This is a genomic window from Lutimonas sp. (genome assembly GCF_051011215.1).
Lineage (GTDB): Bacteria > Bacteroidota > Bacteroidia > Flavobacteriales > Flavobacteriaceae > Lutimonas.
Map to the genome: position 1 here is coordinate 1 of NZ_JBPCUJ010000132.1, position 15,249 is coordinate 15,249.

A 15,249-nucleotide genomic window follows, 5' to 3' on the forward strand; every position below is an offset into this window, starting at 1 on the left:
CTGAGGGTGGAGAGCAACAATTTAGAATTGCAAAAGTAGAAGCTGATGATATCATCTTAGACGGCAATCATCCCTTGGCAGGGCAAGATCTTGTTTTTGACCTTGAATTGTTAGAGATTCTTTAAAACAAAGAACATATTGACTAATAAACGTCTTTCATTTTTATGTGAGGCGTTTTTTTATGTTTTTATATAAGGTAGCATAAATGTTCTGCGTTATGTAACATGACCTTAGATTAAAGACGAATTTCATTAACAGTTTCTTGAAAAAAATCTAAAAGGCTTATTTTTGCGATCAAATTTTATCATTGGATTCACTTACACAAATAGTATTGGGAGCCGCAGTTGGAGAAGCTGTTCTGGGCAAAAAAGTTGGCAATAAGGCCTTATTATATGGAGCTATTGCAGGAACGATTCCTGATTTAGATGTGATTTTTGGCAATTTCACAGATACCATTACCGCCATAGAATGGCATAGAGGCTTTAGCCATTCCTTATTATTTAGTATTCTTTTAGCTCCTATTCTTGGTTGGCTCGTTAATAAAATAGAACGAAAATATGCTTTGGGATGGAAAGCATGGAGCAAATTATTTTTTTTAGGACTTTTTACCCATCCGCTTTTAGATGCGTTTACTACCTGGGGGACGCAATTATTTTGGCCATTCTCAACACGACTGGCTTTAAACTCTATTTTTGTAATCGATCCCTTATATACCTTGCCTTTTTTGGTTTGTACAATTATGGTACTTTTTTATAAACGAGATTCTAAAATGCGACGACAAATTAATAGAACAGGGCTCTACATTTCCACTTTTTATTTACTATCTACCTTAGTGATAAAACAAGTAGCCACCCAACAATTTGAAAACGCATTACTAGAACAAAATATTGAATATACCCAGCTCAGTACACGGCCAGCACCATTTTCTACTATATTATGGAATGCTAACATAGATACACCCGATGCTTATTTAATTGCCGATTATTCTTTTTTTGATACACGGCCAATACAATTTAAAAAATATCCTAAAAAACGAGACGCTGCAGTGAAAGAACTAGAATACCCCAATGTTCAACGCTTAATTACTATAAGTGAAGGTTGGTATGTTTTGGAAGAAAAAAAAGGAGACTGGTACTTTAATGATTTGAGGTTTGGCTTGATACCTAAAAAAGATGGCAGCGAAAGTTTTACTTTTTCGTATCTATTAGAACTACAAAACAATAAAATCTATGCCACCGAAGTTCCCAAAACTGGACTTGACGCATCATTTTTATTATATGAGATTTGGGAACGGATAAAAGGGATTTGAGTTTTAAATAAATGCTCGATTGTTTGATTTTATAAAACAATCGAGCATTTGGTAGCGGTAACTGCGAAGCACATCATGAGGACTTATTTAACAAATAAGTAAAACCCGAGTAATTTTACTTAATGGCAAATTATAGTTACAAATAGTGTTCGAATGCTAATCGCTGAGAATCTCTCAGAATAATTTTTATGGATATTTGTACAGAATATGGAAATTATGAGCATTATGTGTAGTAACGAGAAGTTCTTGGGATATTTACATAATATAGAATTATAGCTATTAAACGGAAACAATGCCTTAAACAACATAATGGACATTTGTTCTATATAACCAATAGTTAGAATTCTATTTTAAACTAATAATCCGTATTTCCCTTTAACATAAAAGCTTTGCCGTCTTTAAAAACGACGCGATTAGTTCTAAGCCGTAATTTCTTTTAACATAATATCATTGCCGATATAAGTCTAAAGACGTTATATCTGATATTATGTAAAATGGCCGGAAAAACGGCTATTCAGAAATTACTACATTTGTTCTATAATTAATATTATGTTAAATAGAGTATTTAAATCCGTACCCTGCTAAGGGTATATTTCACAAATAATTCAAAACTTCCGATTCGAATTTGTAACTTTTTTGGAATTATAAAGTCGTATTACAAGAGACCACTTGCATGAAGTTTACACTTTTCTACTTATTAGCTATTACATTTTACACCTTGGTTGCTCAGAATCACATCGCTCCAGGTATATATTCCGGTACTTTTAAACAAGGGAAATTTAAGACTGATGTTGAATTTGACATCCGGTCTGTAGACAATTCTTATCACATTAAGTTCAATAGTTTAGCACAAAATGCTTTCGGGATTCCTGCTGGTGATGTAAACCTTATTAATAACACCCTTGAATTTGCCCTTCAAAGTGATTACTATCGCTATGATTTCTCTTCTTTACCGTCAAGCAACAATGAATTAAAAACGACTATGACGGTCGATGGCAATTCCTATAATTTCAAACTGTTAAAGAAGAATGAGAACCTTCAAGGTAGATTCAGATCAAAGAACATTCGTTTTAGGTCTTCTGATCTACTGCTTTATGGTACCATTTATTACCCTGACAAATCCAATGGCAAAGCGATATACTTAGTGACATCCTCTGGAAATCAAGACCGTAGCGCTTCCAGAGCCGAAGCTATGCTGTTTGCAGAAGCTGGTTTTATCAGCTTTCATATAGACAAACGTGGTACCGGAATATCAGATGGAAACTGGCAATTAGCCAGTATACCTGAATTATGTGAAGATGATCTTCATGCCCTTGAATTCCTGCATCAATCTGAGAAAATAGCCTACGCTAATATTGGAATTAAAGGCAGTAGCCAAGGAGGCACGAAAGTACCTTATTTATTGACGAAAGAGCCCAGATTGGCATTTGGAATTGCTGTGAGTTGCCCTGCTTCCACCTTATTAGAAAGCGATTTAAATTATTGGGAAAACAGAAATAAAGAAGTCATTAAGCCTGAAGATATGCCCCAGGCATCGGCGCTTCAAAAAACGGTATTTCAGTATATCAGTGAAGATGTTTCAAAGGAGGAAATGAATCGAAAAGTCAAAGAAAATGAGTCGGCAGCATGGCTGAGTCATGTCTGGATTCCTCAGGATGATCAAGTAGTATTTGATAAAAAACTAAATTTTTCTCCCATGCCCTATTTTAAAGCTGTTGTAGCGCCTCTATTGGTAATACAGGGTTCGGAGGACGAAATTATTCCTTTGCAAAGTTTAGACCTCATTAAAGCAGATCTTAAAGAATCCGGTAACGAAAAAAACAAATATATCCTCCTGAAGGGGGCCAATCATTCGATGATGCAACCAGATAATCCTGACTTCAAGTATTGGCAGTCACTCCACCCCTCCTATATGAGTTCCATGCTGAAGTGGGCGCAAAAACTATGATTAAATAACTGTCAGGCAAATCCCTTAGAAGTTTAAAGAGCTATTAATTCGTTCTATCCCCGTCTTTCTTATTATTTATTGCCGTATTTTTGCCGGATGAAAAATCAAAACACTTCGCAGTTTGAATTTGTGGCCCTAATGGCTTCTTTGATGTCGATAGTGGCATTAGCTATTGATGCTTTGCTCCCTGCTCTAGACTATATTGGTTTTTCAATCGGAACGACCAAATCCAGTGATACACAACTCTTAATTACCATGATCTTTCTTGGCTTAGGGATAGGTCCTCTCCTATTTGGCCCTATTTCTGATAGCTTGGGTCGTAAACCTATCGTATATATAGGGTTTCTTATTTTCCTTATTGCCAGTATGATATGCATTTATTCTGAGAGTCTTTTTTGGATGGTTGTAGGACGTATTTTACAGGGAGTAGGATTGTCAGCACCTCGAACCATAAGTATTGCCATGGTCAGAGACACCTATAGTGGAGATTATATGGCCAGGATCATGTCCTTTATAACGGTGGTATTTATACTGGTTCCGATCATTGCCCCTGCCATGGGGAAATTTGTGCTGGACCATTATAATTGGCAGGCCATTTTTTATATTCAATTATTCTTTAGTGTGATCGTATCCATTTGGTTTTGGAGAAGACAGGTTGAGACCTTGCCCGAAGAAAAACGAATCAGGTTTTCATCTCATATCTTTCCTGATGGTTTGAAAGAACTTATAAAACACAAAAAAACAATTGGTTATACCGTAATATCTGGCTTTATCACAGGTTCTTTTATGGTATACCTGAGTTCTTCTCAGCAAATTTTTCATACCCAGTATGGCTTAAAAGAGGAGTTTCCATACATTTTTGCTGGTTTGGCCATTTCCATTGGCTCTGCTACTTTCCTAAATGGAACCTTGGTGCTTAAATACGGAATGGAGCGAATCATAAACACGTCAATCATTAGCTTTTTTGCGATTTCATTATTGTACCTGATACTATTCTATAATGCACCTAACCCCAGTGTCATTGTGTTACTGAGCTTTTTTGGTATGCAATTCTTTTCTATTGGATTCTTATTTGGAAACTTACGGGCCATGGCGATGCAACCCATTGGACATATTGCCGGAATCGGTGCAGCCATCACTGGATTTATTTCGACCATTATGGCGGTTCCGATAAGTATTTATATTGGAAAATTTATCGATCAACGTGCTTTACCGCTCTTTATCGGATTTTTGATTTGCAGTTTTTTATCAATTCTCATCATTATTTATTTGAGGTTTGACACGAAAAGGCAACGGGCTAAGGTGATTTCAAAGATCTCATAAATTTATTGACCTAAATTTTTCACTTCAAAATTGATGAGATTTTGTTGTTGGAAACGGGCTTGAATTTCCAGTGGATTGCAACAAACTTCACAGTCTTCAACATAGTGCTGATCCGTTGAAGATGGGTCAAGTAATATTGAAATTTCTTCCCAGCAATAGGGACATTGAAAAAAATGCTCTTCCAAATGAGTAACTTTTAAGAATTTTTATTTATTCAAAATAAGTAAATTTTTCTTTCTTAATTTAGAAGAGAAATAATATTTATAAAATCGACAATATTTAATGGCGGATAACAGCTTAAAATATGCAATAATTGATGTTGAAACGACTGGCATGGGAATCCACGGGAATCGGATTACTGAAATTGCCATTCTATTACATGATGGGCAAAAAGTAATTGATGAATATGAAAGCCTCGTAAACCCTGAATGTTCGATTCCACATAGTATTACCAGACTTACTGGCATCCATGATTATATGGTGGAAGATGCCCCAAAGTTTTATGAAATTGCCAAGAAGGTGATACAAATGACTACCGATTGTATTTTTGTGGCTCATAATGTAAATTTTGACTACAATGTGATTCACAAGGAATTCGCAGATTTAGGTTTTCCATTCAGAAGAAAGAAATTATGTACCGTCAGACTTGCGAGAAAATTGATTCCGGGACTTCCCTCCTATAGTCTTGGGAAATTATGTACATCTGTTGGCATTCCCTTAAATGATCGACATCGCGCCATGGGAGATACCAGAGCAACCACCATTTTATTTGATAAATTATTGACACTGGATACCGATGGAGCTGTTTTCGATTCATTTTTAAAGCCTGGTTCACGGCAAGCTACCTTACCACCTGGTTTGCCTAAATCAGTGTTTGATCAATTGCCGGAAAGAACAGGTGTCTATTATTTTAGAGATCAAAAAGATGAGATCATTTATATCGGTAAAGCCATCAATATAAAGAAAAGAGTGCTGAGTCACTTTTATGATAAGAAGAATCGAGAAGTAGCTATGTGTCAGCAGACGGTAAATCTGACCTTTGAAGAAACCGGATCAGAATTAGTGGCCTTACTTTTAGAATCTGCGGAGATAAAACATCATTATCCGATGTACAATCGGGCCCAAAGAAGAAATAATGAAGGGTTTGGTGTTTTTAGTTATGAAGACCGATCAGGTCTCATGCACCTCGCCTGGAATAGTTTGAAAAATGTACCTCAACCCATTACAAAATTTTATAATACTACGGAAACCAGGCGTTTTATGGAACTGGTATGTGAGAAATTTGAACTTTGTCCAAAATATTGTCATTTACAATCCAATGTCAATTCTTGTTTTCATTACCAGATAAAGAAATGCAAGGGTATTTGCAGAGGCGAAGAGCAAGTAAGTTCCTATAATGAGCGTGTCCGTCAAGCTGTTGCATATATGGGAAATGACAATAAGAGTTATGTGATTCCCCAGCGAGGAAGAAACAATGAGGAACGGAGTTTTGTTCTTATTGAAAATGGTATCTATCAGGGCTATGGTTTTATTGATCAGGAACAACAGGTTTCAACACTTTCTGAATTAAGAGAATTTCTAATCCTTAAAAAAGACAACAGAGATGTTCAACGAATTTTGAGAGGTTTCAGAAATAAAAATGAAAGTAAATTTATTCCCTTGCAGGAAGAATCAGCGTTTATTCTTTAATTTAAACCCCCTTGTCATGTGTTACCAAACAAAGATCACTAAGAAAAAAGAAGAACTACAGAAAAAATTTGACGCGAAAATAACGGGTCTGGATGACTTTGATCCCAGTGAGGTGATCAAAGCCTTCGACTTTCCGAAAACACCTGTAATTACAGATCAGGATGAAGGTGAGATACAATTATACCAATGGGGGCTTATCCCCTATTGGGCCGATGATTCCTGGAATCGAAACTATACATTAAACGCGCGTATAGAAACCTTGAAAGAAAAACCGTCCTTTAAAAACATTGTGACCAACAGATGCTTGATCCTGGTCAATGGATTCTATGAATGGCAACATGTGGACGGATCTAAAATCAAATATGAAATTGGTTTTAATAATGATATTTTTGCACTGGCAGGGCTATATGACCATTGGGCCGACACCAAGACGTACACAGTTGTAACAACAGAAGCTCAGGGGCTTATGAAGGAAATACATAATACAAAACTAAGAATGCCATTTGCACTATACAGTAAACAAGAAATGGATGCCTGGCTCCATGGAGATAAAGTAAAGCCTCGTTTTGATTTTACCACAAACCCTGGATTATACCAGCAGCATACCTTGTTTTAGAAAAAAAATCCCCAAGACGATTGTCTCAGGGATTTCTCAAAAATAACTCAAAATTACTACAAAATTACAATTCCTTTATTTCGATATTCTTCCATTTCACTTTGATTCCGCCACCATCATGGATCTGCAAGGCTACTGAACCTTCTCCCTCGCCAATTTTCGCATCTGTGATGGTAATCATTTCAACACCATTTAAATAAGAAGTAATGGTATCTCCATTAACCACAATCTTCATTTGATTCCACTCACCTTCTTTCAATACTTCTTCTTTAGATGCCTCAGGCTTGATAAGCCATCCTCTTCCATACGATTCATAAACTCCTCCGGTATGTTTTCCTTTCGGAGCAACCTCTACCTGCCATCCACTTACTTTTACACCCTCAATAGTAGATCTGATAAATACACCACTATTGCCATCTGCTTCTTGTTTAAATTCTAGATTTAGTTCAAAGTTTTTATAGTGTTTATCTGTTGCCAGATAGCCATAAGCTTTATCCGGGCCACTCTCACAAATTAACAAACCATCCTCTACGTACCATTTTTCAGTTCCGTAGGCGGTCCAGCCACTAAGATCTTTACCATTGAACAAACTTGATTGTGCCATTAATACCGGTCCTACACCTAAACACACTAATAACATTATGATGCTTACTCGTTTCATTACTTCTTTATTTTAAATTTATATTTATTGATTTATTTTTTTATGCTCTGCATGGTTTTTTCTACTTCAATCAAGGCATTCTATACCTCTCCCAATAATTTTAAAATGTCATTCCATCCATGAACCCGTTGATGGGAATTTTCATCTTTTGCTGAATTATGAGGTTGGGTAAACAATATGGTTTTCCCCTCAAAATAATCCAGATTTTTAAAATGATCATCGATCATGATATCCCCTTTAACACAGGTTTTTGTGCCACAAAGCACCAGTTGCTTCCATGAAATAAAAGGAAAATACTCTTGCATCCAGTAATATTTTTCTTCAAGACTGTTTGGATATTCCATGGCAGATGAAACTACGAATAACTGATAATGCTCATTAAGTTTTTTCAACACTTCTATCGCTCCTGGCATCACGGGGGCATTTCTAAAAAAACCTCTTTCCTTTACAAGCTTTTGGCAATTTGGAAAAGCATCGTTTTCAGTTTTCCCCATTGTTTCTTCAACAGTAATACGTGTACCAGATTCTTCAAACTCCAATTTAATCAGCTGTTTGTAGATATCGGCCAGCACTCCATCCATGTCAACAATTAAGCTCTTTTTGTCTTTCATGTCACCTATTTCATTCCTTGACAGTTGAAATTTACGTATAAACATTCTGATAAAGAATAAAATTCGCCCTACAACCTATCTCGTCTTATAAAGGTCGTATGAAATGATATCAATGCATTTAAATCACAAAAATTAATATCTTAAAAAAGACAAAAGATTTAGACAGGCAAGTGGATCAAAATCTGAATCGTATCTCCTGATTTAAAATCACTTATTAAATTGTCGTCTAAAAGTCTTTCATTCTGATAAACGGTCATGGAATTAACTTCAATACTGCGAAGGATGTTCACATGAAATTCCGCACCTCTAAAGGTCCTTACTACCTGAGCTTTTTGCCAATCGTCAGGGAGTTGAGGCTGAATTCGTAAGCCACCTGGTTCACCTTTTAAACCAAATAAACCGTCAATTAAGCAGCGATAAATCCAATGAGCAGTTCCTGTATTAAACAGCTGGCTTGATCTTCCTGCAGTACGCGGAAACTGTTTAAAGGCTCCTCTGTAATAATTTGGAATAAAAACGGGTAGTTGACCGCGTTGTATCAAATCATCTTCATCGGCTCCTGGTATCATTTTATCAATCAAACGAAAAGCATCATTTTTATACCCTTTGGTATAAAGAGCGTAAATATAAAAAGAGGCAGCATGGTTATACACTGAACCATTTTCCGCAGACCCAGGGTGCTTTTGCGTTACTCTTCCAACATCTTCGCGCATCTTCGTAAAGGAAGGACTCAACATTTCAACTCCATAAGGTGTTTCTAATCGCTCTTTTACCGATGCTATTAACAGACTTTCCTTCTTTGCGTCTGCTGAATCACTTAAGATAGACCAGGCCTGGGGATTCAAAAAGATACTGCCTTCCTGATCTTTCTTAATTCCGAATACCACATTGTCATCGGTAATTCCTCTTGCATACCAGCTACCATCCCATAAATGTTCATTTACGGCATTATTCAAATCCTGTATGCCATTCTCAAATTCTTTATATAAGGTGTCAATTTCAAAGTCCTTACATATTTCTAACCAAACCTTTAGCGCATACGAAGTAGCCAAAGTCAACCATCCAGAGACTCCTTTCCCTTTATAGCCTACCATATTCATCGGGTCGCACCAGTCCCCTTGATTTATATAATTCAATCCTCTGTGGTCCCTATTCTCTAGCAACCATGTCATGGCTTTTGTAATATGATCCGCTACTGTAGCTTTTTCAATGTTGTTTGCAAAACCTACTTTTTCATGTAATAAGGAGCTGTCATTGGTCTCATCTAAATAAGCCTTGAGGCAAACAGGTAACCAGACACAATGATCCGTATGAGGTACTTGATTGATATATTTTAATTCAGCCCCTTCTTCTATTAAGATTCCATCTGGCATGGCGCCTGAAAACTCTTGTTGACCGATGGCGGTAAGAAATGCATTTCGGGTTACCTCAGGTTTAATATAGCCCATTCCCATATTGTCCTGCAGGTAATTTCTGGTTTGAGGATCTGTGCTCAACCTGTTTGTTTCCCCGTGATAATAGATTTGTCTGGGCAGCCAGGTATTGACAAAATTGTCTAATTTTTTATTGGGTGTATGTATGGTAAGACAAGATTTTCCTTGAGAAACATATTCATGATATGCCTTTTTTGCTTTGATAAAACCAGTATCTGATAGTAAGTAATCATCTTTAATTCTCTCAATTTCAGCTCTATCTTTAGCAGGACCAAAAACAAAATTAAACGATTTTTCCTCCTGAGGCAACAAATTGATATTGTACTGCATCGCGCATGCAGGTGTTTCGTAACGGGCTTCACCGTTTTTCAACTGTCCCGTTTGAATAGCCGTCGGATTTTGAAGTCCGCCTTCGCCTTCAAAGGCTTCCTGTCGAACTTCATAGGCATCCGGAGCTGTTCCTGCCAACAGAAATGTCTTGTCTTTATACTCTTTTACTTTGTCATAATCCTGGTATTTCTGATAAGGAGAGATACTGCTGCAGATAATGGCACCGAGTTGCTCGTCATACAGGGCAGATTGATTCATCCATGACATATACCCTACCGGGAAATAAGGAAACACTTGAATTTTTCTTCCTTCAGCTGAATTATTCTTTATCTGAAGCGTCCATAATTCTACTGCATCATTTTTGGTCAAATCGAGCTGCATCTTAATTTCAAGGTTATTCTTTTTCAATAACCATTGGATATCACTTTCTCCTGCTGAAAATATAAATTCATCCATAGGATTTTTCACAGGCTCATGAGGTATGGAAAACAAATCCTGGTTATCTACATCCTTTATATAAAAAAACCTTCCGGCATGATGTGCGTAATACGGCTGCTCAGGTTGCATAAAGGTTTTGGCCTCCAAATTAGGAGCATGGGCATATTTAGCAGGTTCCGGTTGCATAAATTGTGAAACCGCAAAACCCCGACAATTCATATGAATCATCATCTTTTTATTCCATAAAAAGGCAGCTGCCTTAGGCATGGCGACCGGGTCTGTTAAATCCAATCTTTTTCCTTGATCTGAAGTCTTAATTAACATATTTATCTAAGAGTTTTATCTTTAAAAATAGAAGCTCCTTACGAATTTCTTTCTTGAAGTTCCTTTTGAATACGATCCAGTTTTACTCCGCTAAGGTCATAGAACTTTAGAGCAAAAATAGCCACAAAGGCAAAAAATGCCGGCACCAGTGTTTGTAACCAGACAATGCCACTCAGAGACGCCCCTTCTTGAATTTCATTGGCGGCATAGCCCAAAGAGGCCAACACCCATAAGATACCTGCGGACCCTAAGGCACCCCCGAGTTTTTGTGAAAAAGTTGCGGCTGAAAAAGTCATTGCAGTGGCCCTTCTTCCCGTCTTCCATTCATTGAAATCTGCGGCATCGGCATACATAGACCAGGCAATGGGAGATTTTGGTCCCAGGGCTAAACTGATAAGGATGTTCAGAAAGAACATCAATTTAAGTTCTAAAGGAAAATCTGAGCTATCCATAACTACATTCCCCGCATCGTCTAATTTGTAAACACTAATCACCCTATTGGTTTCGTTTCCATTTTCAACTGCCTCTAATTCTAAAATATCCGAATCGTTCCCTATGGTGGTATAGTCTTTTAAAAACCAAAATATGCCCGAATGATGCTCTACCCATTTATAGCTACCTTCTTCGTTATTTGCATCTGCCAAAAGTTCAGAAGCATTTAATGTAATCGCCTTTTCATTACTGACGGTAATAACGCCAATGGTAGATGGCTTTGGAATAAATGAGAATGCCACGCTCAATATCCCGACGATTCCCATGAGCAGCATCAATAATTTGGCTTTATCCATTAATTTGGTGAGATAGGGTGATAACAAACAGCCCACAGCATATGCTGCCATCTGAACTCCAATAAATGCACCCATCAAATCGGGTCTTTCTACAAAATATTTAAAATAATACGTGGCAGAGCTTCCTCTGAATACGATGGTCATCATGATAATCATGGCCAAGGCAAACAAAATGATCCATGGCCTGTTATTTAAAAGATCTTTAATATCGTCCAGGGGTTTTGTATCCTGCCCTTTTGGTGGTTGTATGCGCTCTTTGGTTGTGGCAAAAGTGATAAGAAACAATACCGTGGCAACAGATGCATATAACACCATGGTCATTTTCCATCCATATGCTTCATCTCCATTGGCGAAGTATTCCGCCAGTCCGGGAGTAAAAGCCCCCACAATGATTCCCGTAAAATAGGCAAAGAAAAACCGCCATCCGAAAATTTTATTTCGTTCAGTTGCATCTGAAGTAATTACACCGGCCAAGGAAGAATAAGGAGTGCTCAAAATTGTATAACAAAGCATCATCATGGTATAGGTGGCATAAGCCCAAATGATCTTTCCGCTATCACCCAGGTCGGGCGTGCTCATTGTTAAAATTGCTGCTCCAGCCATGGGTAAGGCGCCAAACAAAAGATAAGGTCTGAACTTGCCCCATTTCGAGTTGGTTCGATCAGCTATGGCTCCCATCGCCGGGTCTGTAAAGGCGTCAACTATTTTGGTCACAAGAAACATCGTGCCTGCGGCGGCAGCTGAAATCCCAAAAATATCCGTGTAAAAATAAGATAAGTAAGAACCGATGATGATCCAGTAAAAGTTAAAACCAGCATCTCCAACTGCATAACCTATAATTTCTTTGGTAGTTAATGACTGTGAACTATCTGCCTTCTCAGCATGCTGTGGTGTTGACATCTCTATGTTTTTCAGGATTAAAATGTAAAAAAATCTCTCAAATGTAAGAATTTGACCTCATAATTACTTGTATCAAATCTCCTGTTTTTGGTAGAATATAATCGGTTATTACCTAAATAAAATGATTAAAGCTCCTGCTGCAGTTACGAATAGCACTAACTTTCTATACAGATCATTATGTATGACCTTTACCAATCTAACACCCAGAAAAAAACCAATGATCAAGGCTGGAGTCAGTAACAAATTCAATTGCAACGTTTTTTCATCTACCGTTTTCCAAACAAAAATGTGAAAGGGCAGCTTAAAAACATTAATTATAAAAAATAGCCATGCCGCCGTACCAATGAATTCGTTTTTTGGAAGTCGAACAGCCAGTAAATAAATACTCGCGAATGCTCCGGCTAAATTACCAATCATCGAAGTGACTCCTGATAAAAGGCCCATAAATCCCGAAAAAGCCCAATGCCTTGGAATTCCAATTGACTTGGTTCTATCCATCCAAATCATTATAACCACGGTGATCAATATAAAAAAGGCCATGATTTGCTTGAACAGTACTTCGGAGATATCATTACCCCACCAAACTCCGATGAGTACGCCTACAATCATCATGGGAAGTAATTTCTTCAAAAAGATCCATTGCGTGTGCCTGTGATAATAAATCACAGCGAAAACATCAGCAGTGATCATCATCGGCATTAAAATACCTGTGGAGGCTTTTCCACCAAAAACCAGGGCCATCAAAGTAACAATCACTACCCCTAAGCCCTTAATGCCGGACTTACCGAAACCCAACAGCAAGGTTGCAGTAACAGCGAGGAGGATGTCCAGATTAGACATATTAAAATATTCTATCAGTACCGTCAAATTAATAGCATCAAAATTTGAATCAAGGCAGAAATAAGACTGATGTCAACATACTTAGCTTCCATATATAGCATAGAATTTTTGATACAATTCAATGGTATCCAAATCGATTTCTGCCTTTGGATCATCCAACAATATCAAATGCTTTAAATGTTTTTTGATAACAGCTTTGGCACCTGTATCCTTATTCAAACACGACAACTCTTCAAAATAATCTCTTCCAAAAACTGCAGGGATTCCATAACTCTTTCCATAAGAAGTTGCTACAATTCTATTACTGTTAATACTACTATTAATCAATTTATTATATGTATTCAACTCAAGTATTGGCTGATCAGATGTTGCGAGAAGTAAAGCGTCTATTTCGATTCCTTCTTTTTGAATGTATGTGGCAATTCTTGCAATAGATGACCCCATTCCAAGAGTCCAGTTCTGATTCAAGACGACCGTGATATTCCTTGTGTCGATCTTGCTTAAAATTTCAGAATGATAAGCTCCCAGAACCAAAAAAACATGGCATGCATCTGATTCTTTTAATTGATCAAGAACATGACTGACCATGGTTGAATCTTTCCATGGAAGTAATTGTTTGATACCCTGCATCCTGCTGGAGCTACCTGCTGCTAAAACTACTGCCCCCACTTTTGTTGGAAAATGACCACCACTCATACGCTTATCTTTACATCAATTGAGAACCTTATCTGCTAATTGAATCAAAAAAAAACTGGCAAAGAGACTTCAAATTGATCCTTGCCAGTTTTCATTATCGTTTAATTTCAATAACTTTTATTCCGTTTGGGCCTTTGCATCTTCGATCATCTGTTGGTTGGCAGCAACACCGATCTCAACACGTCTGTTTTTTGATTGACCATCTTTTGTCCCATTGTCAAATCTGGGTCTGGTTTCTCCAAAAGCTTCAACCTTAAAACGACTTCCGGCGACACCTTTTGATTTTAAATAGGCAACCACTGATTCGGCCCTTCTTTTAGACAACTTCATATTGTAATCGGCATCTCCCACACTATCCGTATGACCTTCTATCATTAGATCCGTGTCAGGAAACTCAATAAATATTTCAGCAACTGCATCCAGATTTTTAGTAGCACTCGAGGTTAGATCAGCACTGTCAAAACCAAAATTAACACCACTTTTGTCATCAAAAATGATCTGAATTCCTTCACCAACCCTTTTTACTTCAGCACCTGGAACAGCTTCTTCAATTTTATCAGCCTGTTTATCCATATGGTTTCCGATAAGACCTCCTGCGGCACCTCCAATAGCAGCACCGATAAGGGCACCTCCAATATTACCTCCGATAAGACCTCCAACCAGAGCACCTGCAGCGACGCCAATCCCTGCACCTCTTTGTGTTTTATTAGAATTTTGAATAGCTGTACATCCTATATTCAATGACAAAATAACCGCCAAAGACAATCCGTATATTTTAATTTTTTTCAACATAAGTTATAATTTTATAAGGCGAAATCTTCAGAAACCTTGGTATAGGTCAATACTACATCAAATTCTTTTCCTTCGTGGGTAGTTTTAACACGCATCAACATGGTATTTTCTTCCAGAGAATCTATGGTGGAACGATACCCTCGGTTGGCAGCATCTATAGGTTTGTTTTTTTCATCTACGTATTTAAACTGGAATTGATACGTCCCATCACCTGGCTCATAGAAAGACCAATGTATGCGTGTTGCCACTGCTTCACACTGAGAACCCTGTTGAATGGCATATTTTCCGGAACCGTTATTAGGAATAAAGACCCATTCACTTCCCTTGAAGCAGGCAGAGTCGGCCATGTCAAAAAGATTGGCCTTGTACAAACCTTCTTCACCTACAAACTTGATATTTGTTATTTCCCAGGTTCCTTTTAAAGTTTTTTTACTTGGCTTGGCCTCTGTATTAGACTGGGTAGATCCACAGGAACTGACAAGTAGCATTACAAATGCTAAAAAAAGTAGTTTTTTCATCGGATAGGTTTTTTAGTTTTAAGTATGAATCTC

General features: G+C 37.5%; 14 protein-coding genes and 1 pseudogene. 6 read left to right on the top strand and 9 right to left on the bottom strand.

Annotation, left to right across the window (positions count from 1 at the left end):
• The 4 genes and pseudogenes from ACR2MV_RS12500 to ACR2MV_RS12515 form a co-directional block, all read left to right on the top strand.
• Positions 1-125: pseudogene (locus ACR2MV_RS12500) on the top strand (FKBP-type peptidyl-prolyl cis-trans isomerase); the annotation flags it as partial.
• Between the two features lie 182 nt (positions 126-307).
• On the top strand, positions 308-1,309 hold the full coding sequence (locus tag ACR2MV_RS12505; protein ID WP_434022256.1) for a metal-dependent hydrolase: 1,002 nt from the start codon (positions 308-310) through the stop codon (positions 1,307-1,309).
• A gap of 673 nt (positions 1,310-1,982) precedes the next feature.
• The gene (locus ACR2MV_RS12510) at positions 1,983-3,257 is read left to right on the top strand and encodes an alpha/beta hydrolase family protein (RefSeq protein ID WP_434022257.1); all 1,275 of its coding nucleotides are present in this window, start codon (positions 1,983-1,985) and stop codon (positions 3,255-3,257) included.
• A gap of 96 nt (positions 3,258-3,353) precedes the next feature.
• The gene (locus tag ACR2MV_RS12515) at positions 3,354-4,580 is read left to right on the top strand and encodes a multidrug effflux MFS transporter (RefSeq protein WP_434022258.1); all 1,227 of its coding nucleotides are present in this window, start codon (positions 3,354-3,356) and stop codon (positions 4,578-4,580) included.
• Between the two features lie 2 nt (positions 4,581-4,582).
• Here ACR2MV_RS12515 and ACR2MV_RS12520 read toward each other — a convergent pair whose 3' ends face one another.
• Positions 4,583-4,765, bottom strand: coding sequence for a CPXCG motif-containing cysteine-rich protein (locus ACR2MV_RS12520; RefSeq protein ID WP_434022259.1), 183 nt, complete (start codon positions 4,763-4,765; stop codon positions 4,583-4,585).
• Between the two features lie 97 nt (positions 4,766-4,862).
• On the opposite strand from ACR2MV_RS12520, the gene ACR2MV_RS12525 reads away from it, so the two are divergent.
• The gene (locus tag ACR2MV_RS12525) at positions 4,863-6,269 is read left to right on the top strand and encodes an exonuclease domain-containing protein (RefSeq protein WP_434022260.1); all 1,407 of its coding nucleotides are present in this window, start codon (positions 4,863-4,865) and stop codon (positions 6,267-6,269) included.
• Between the two features lie 16 nt (positions 6,270-6,285).
• Positions 6,286-6,885: an SOS response-associated peptidase gene (locus ACR2MV_RS12530; protein WP_434022261.1), complete on the top strand. Its 600-nt coding sequence runs from the start codon at positions 6,286-6,288 to the stop codon at positions 6,883-6,885.
• Between the two features lie 64 nt (positions 6,886-6,949).
• On the opposite strand, the gene ACR2MV_RS12535 is transcribed toward ACR2MV_RS12530, so the two are convergent.
• The 8 genes from ACR2MV_RS12535 to ACR2MV_RS12570 all read right to left on the bottom strand — a co-directional run bounded on the left by ACR2MV_RS12535 (position 6,950) and on the right by ACR2MV_RS12570 (position 15,216).
• Positions 6,950-7,546 carry a 3-keto-disaccharide hydrolase gene (locus ACR2MV_RS12535; protein ID WP_434022262.1) on the bottom strand — a complete coding sequence of 199 codons (597 nt, stop codon included), beginning with the start codon at positions 7,544-7,546 and terminating at the stop codon, positions 6,950-6,952.
• Between the two features lie 80 nt (positions 7,547-7,626).
• On the bottom strand, positions 7,627-8,157 hold the full coding sequence (locus tag ACR2MV_RS12540) for a 5' nucleotidase, NT5C type (RefSeq protein WP_434022263.1): 531 nt from the start codon (positions 8,155-8,157) through the stop codon (positions 7,627-7,629).
• 158 nt (positions 8,158-8,315) lie between these two features.
• The gene (locus ACR2MV_RS12545; RefSeq protein ID WP_434022264.1) at positions 8,316-10,682 is read right to left on the bottom strand and encodes a GH36-type glycosyl hydrolase domain-containing protein; all 2,367 of its coding nucleotides are present in this window, start codon (positions 10,680-10,682) and stop codon (positions 8,316-8,318) included.
• A 38-nt stretch (positions 10,683-10,720) separates the two neighbouring features.
• Positions 10,721-12,370 carry an MFS transporter gene (locus tag ACR2MV_RS12550; protein WP_434022265.1) on the bottom strand — a complete coding sequence of 550 codons (1,650 nt, stop codon included), beginning with the start codon at positions 12,368-12,370 and terminating at the stop codon, positions 10,721-10,723.
• Between the two features lie 108 nt (positions 12,371-12,478).
• A complete protein-coding gene (locus ACR2MV_RS12555) occupies positions 12,479-13,210 on the bottom strand; it encodes a sulfite exporter TauE/SafE family protein (RefSeq protein WP_434022266.1) in 732 nt (243 codons plus the stop codon).
• An 81-nt stretch (positions 13,211-13,291) separates the two neighbouring features.
• Positions 13,292-13,906 (bottom strand): nucleotidyltransferase family protein, encoded by a 615-nt coding sequence (locus tag ACR2MV_RS12560; protein ID WP_434022267.1) that lies wholly within the window; start codon positions 13,904-13,906, stop codon positions 13,292-13,294.
• Positions 13,907-14,023: 117 nt separating this feature from the next.
• Positions 14,024-14,698 (bottom strand): OmpA family protein, encoded by a 675-nt coding sequence (locus ACR2MV_RS12565; protein WP_434022268.1) that lies wholly within the window; start codon positions 14,696-14,698, stop codon positions 14,024-14,026.
• Between the two features lie 11 nt (positions 14,699-14,709).
• Positions 14,710-15,216 (bottom strand): hypothetical protein, encoded by a 507-nt coding sequence (locus tag ACR2MV_RS12570; protein ID WP_434022269.1) that lies wholly within the window; start codon positions 15,214-15,216, stop codon positions 14,710-14,712.
• Between the last annotated feature and the right edge of the window lie 33 nt (positions 15,217-15,249).

Coding starts and splice junctions, on each gene's coding strand:
- ACR2MV_RS12510 (WP_434022257.1), top strand. CDS start 1,983: ATGAAGTTTACACTTTTCTACTTATTAGCTATTACATTTTACACCTTG.
- ACR2MV_RS12515 (WP_434022258.1), top strand. CDS start 3,354: ATGAAAAATCAAAACACTTCGCAGTTTGAATTTGTGGCCCTAATGGCT.
- ACR2MV_RS12525 (WP_434022260.1), top strand. CDS start 4,863: ATGGCGGATAACAGCTTAAAATATGCAATAATTGATGTTGAAACGACT.
- ACR2MV_RS12530 (WP_434022261.1), top strand. CDS start 6,286: ATGTGTTACCAAACAAAGATCACTAAGAAAAAAGAAGAACTACAGAAA.
- ACR2MV_RS12535 (WP_434022262.1), bottom strand. CDS start 7,546: ATGAAACGAGTAAGCATCATAATGTTATTAGTGTGTTTAGGTGTAGGA.
- ACR2MV_RS12540 (WP_434022263.1), bottom strand. CDS start 8,157: ATGAAAGACAAAAAGAGCTTAATTGTTGACATGGATGGAGTGCTGGCC.
- ACR2MV_RS12545 (WP_434022264.1), bottom strand. CDS start 10,682: ATGTTAATTAAGACTTCAGATCAAGGAAAAAGATTGGATTTAACAGAC.
- ACR2MV_RS12550 (WP_434022265.1), bottom strand. CDS start 12,370: ATGTCAACACCACAGCATGCTGAGAAGGCAGATAGTTCACAGTCATTA.
- ACR2MV_RS12555 (WP_434022266.1), bottom strand. CDS start 13,210: ATGTCTAATCTGGACATCCTCCTCGCTGTTACTGCAACCTTGCTGTTG.
- ACR2MV_RS12560 (WP_434022267.1), bottom strand. CDS start 13,906: ATGAGTGGTGGTCATTTTCCAACAAAAGTGGGGGCAGTAGTTTTAGCA.
- ACR2MV_RS12565 (WP_434022268.1), bottom strand. CDS start 14,698: ATGTTGAAAAAAATTAAAATATACGGATTGTCTTTGGCGGTTATTTTG.
- ACR2MV_RS12570 (WP_434022269.1), bottom strand. CDS start 15,216: ATGAAAAAACTACTTTTTTTAGCATTTGTAATGCTACTTGTCAGTTCC.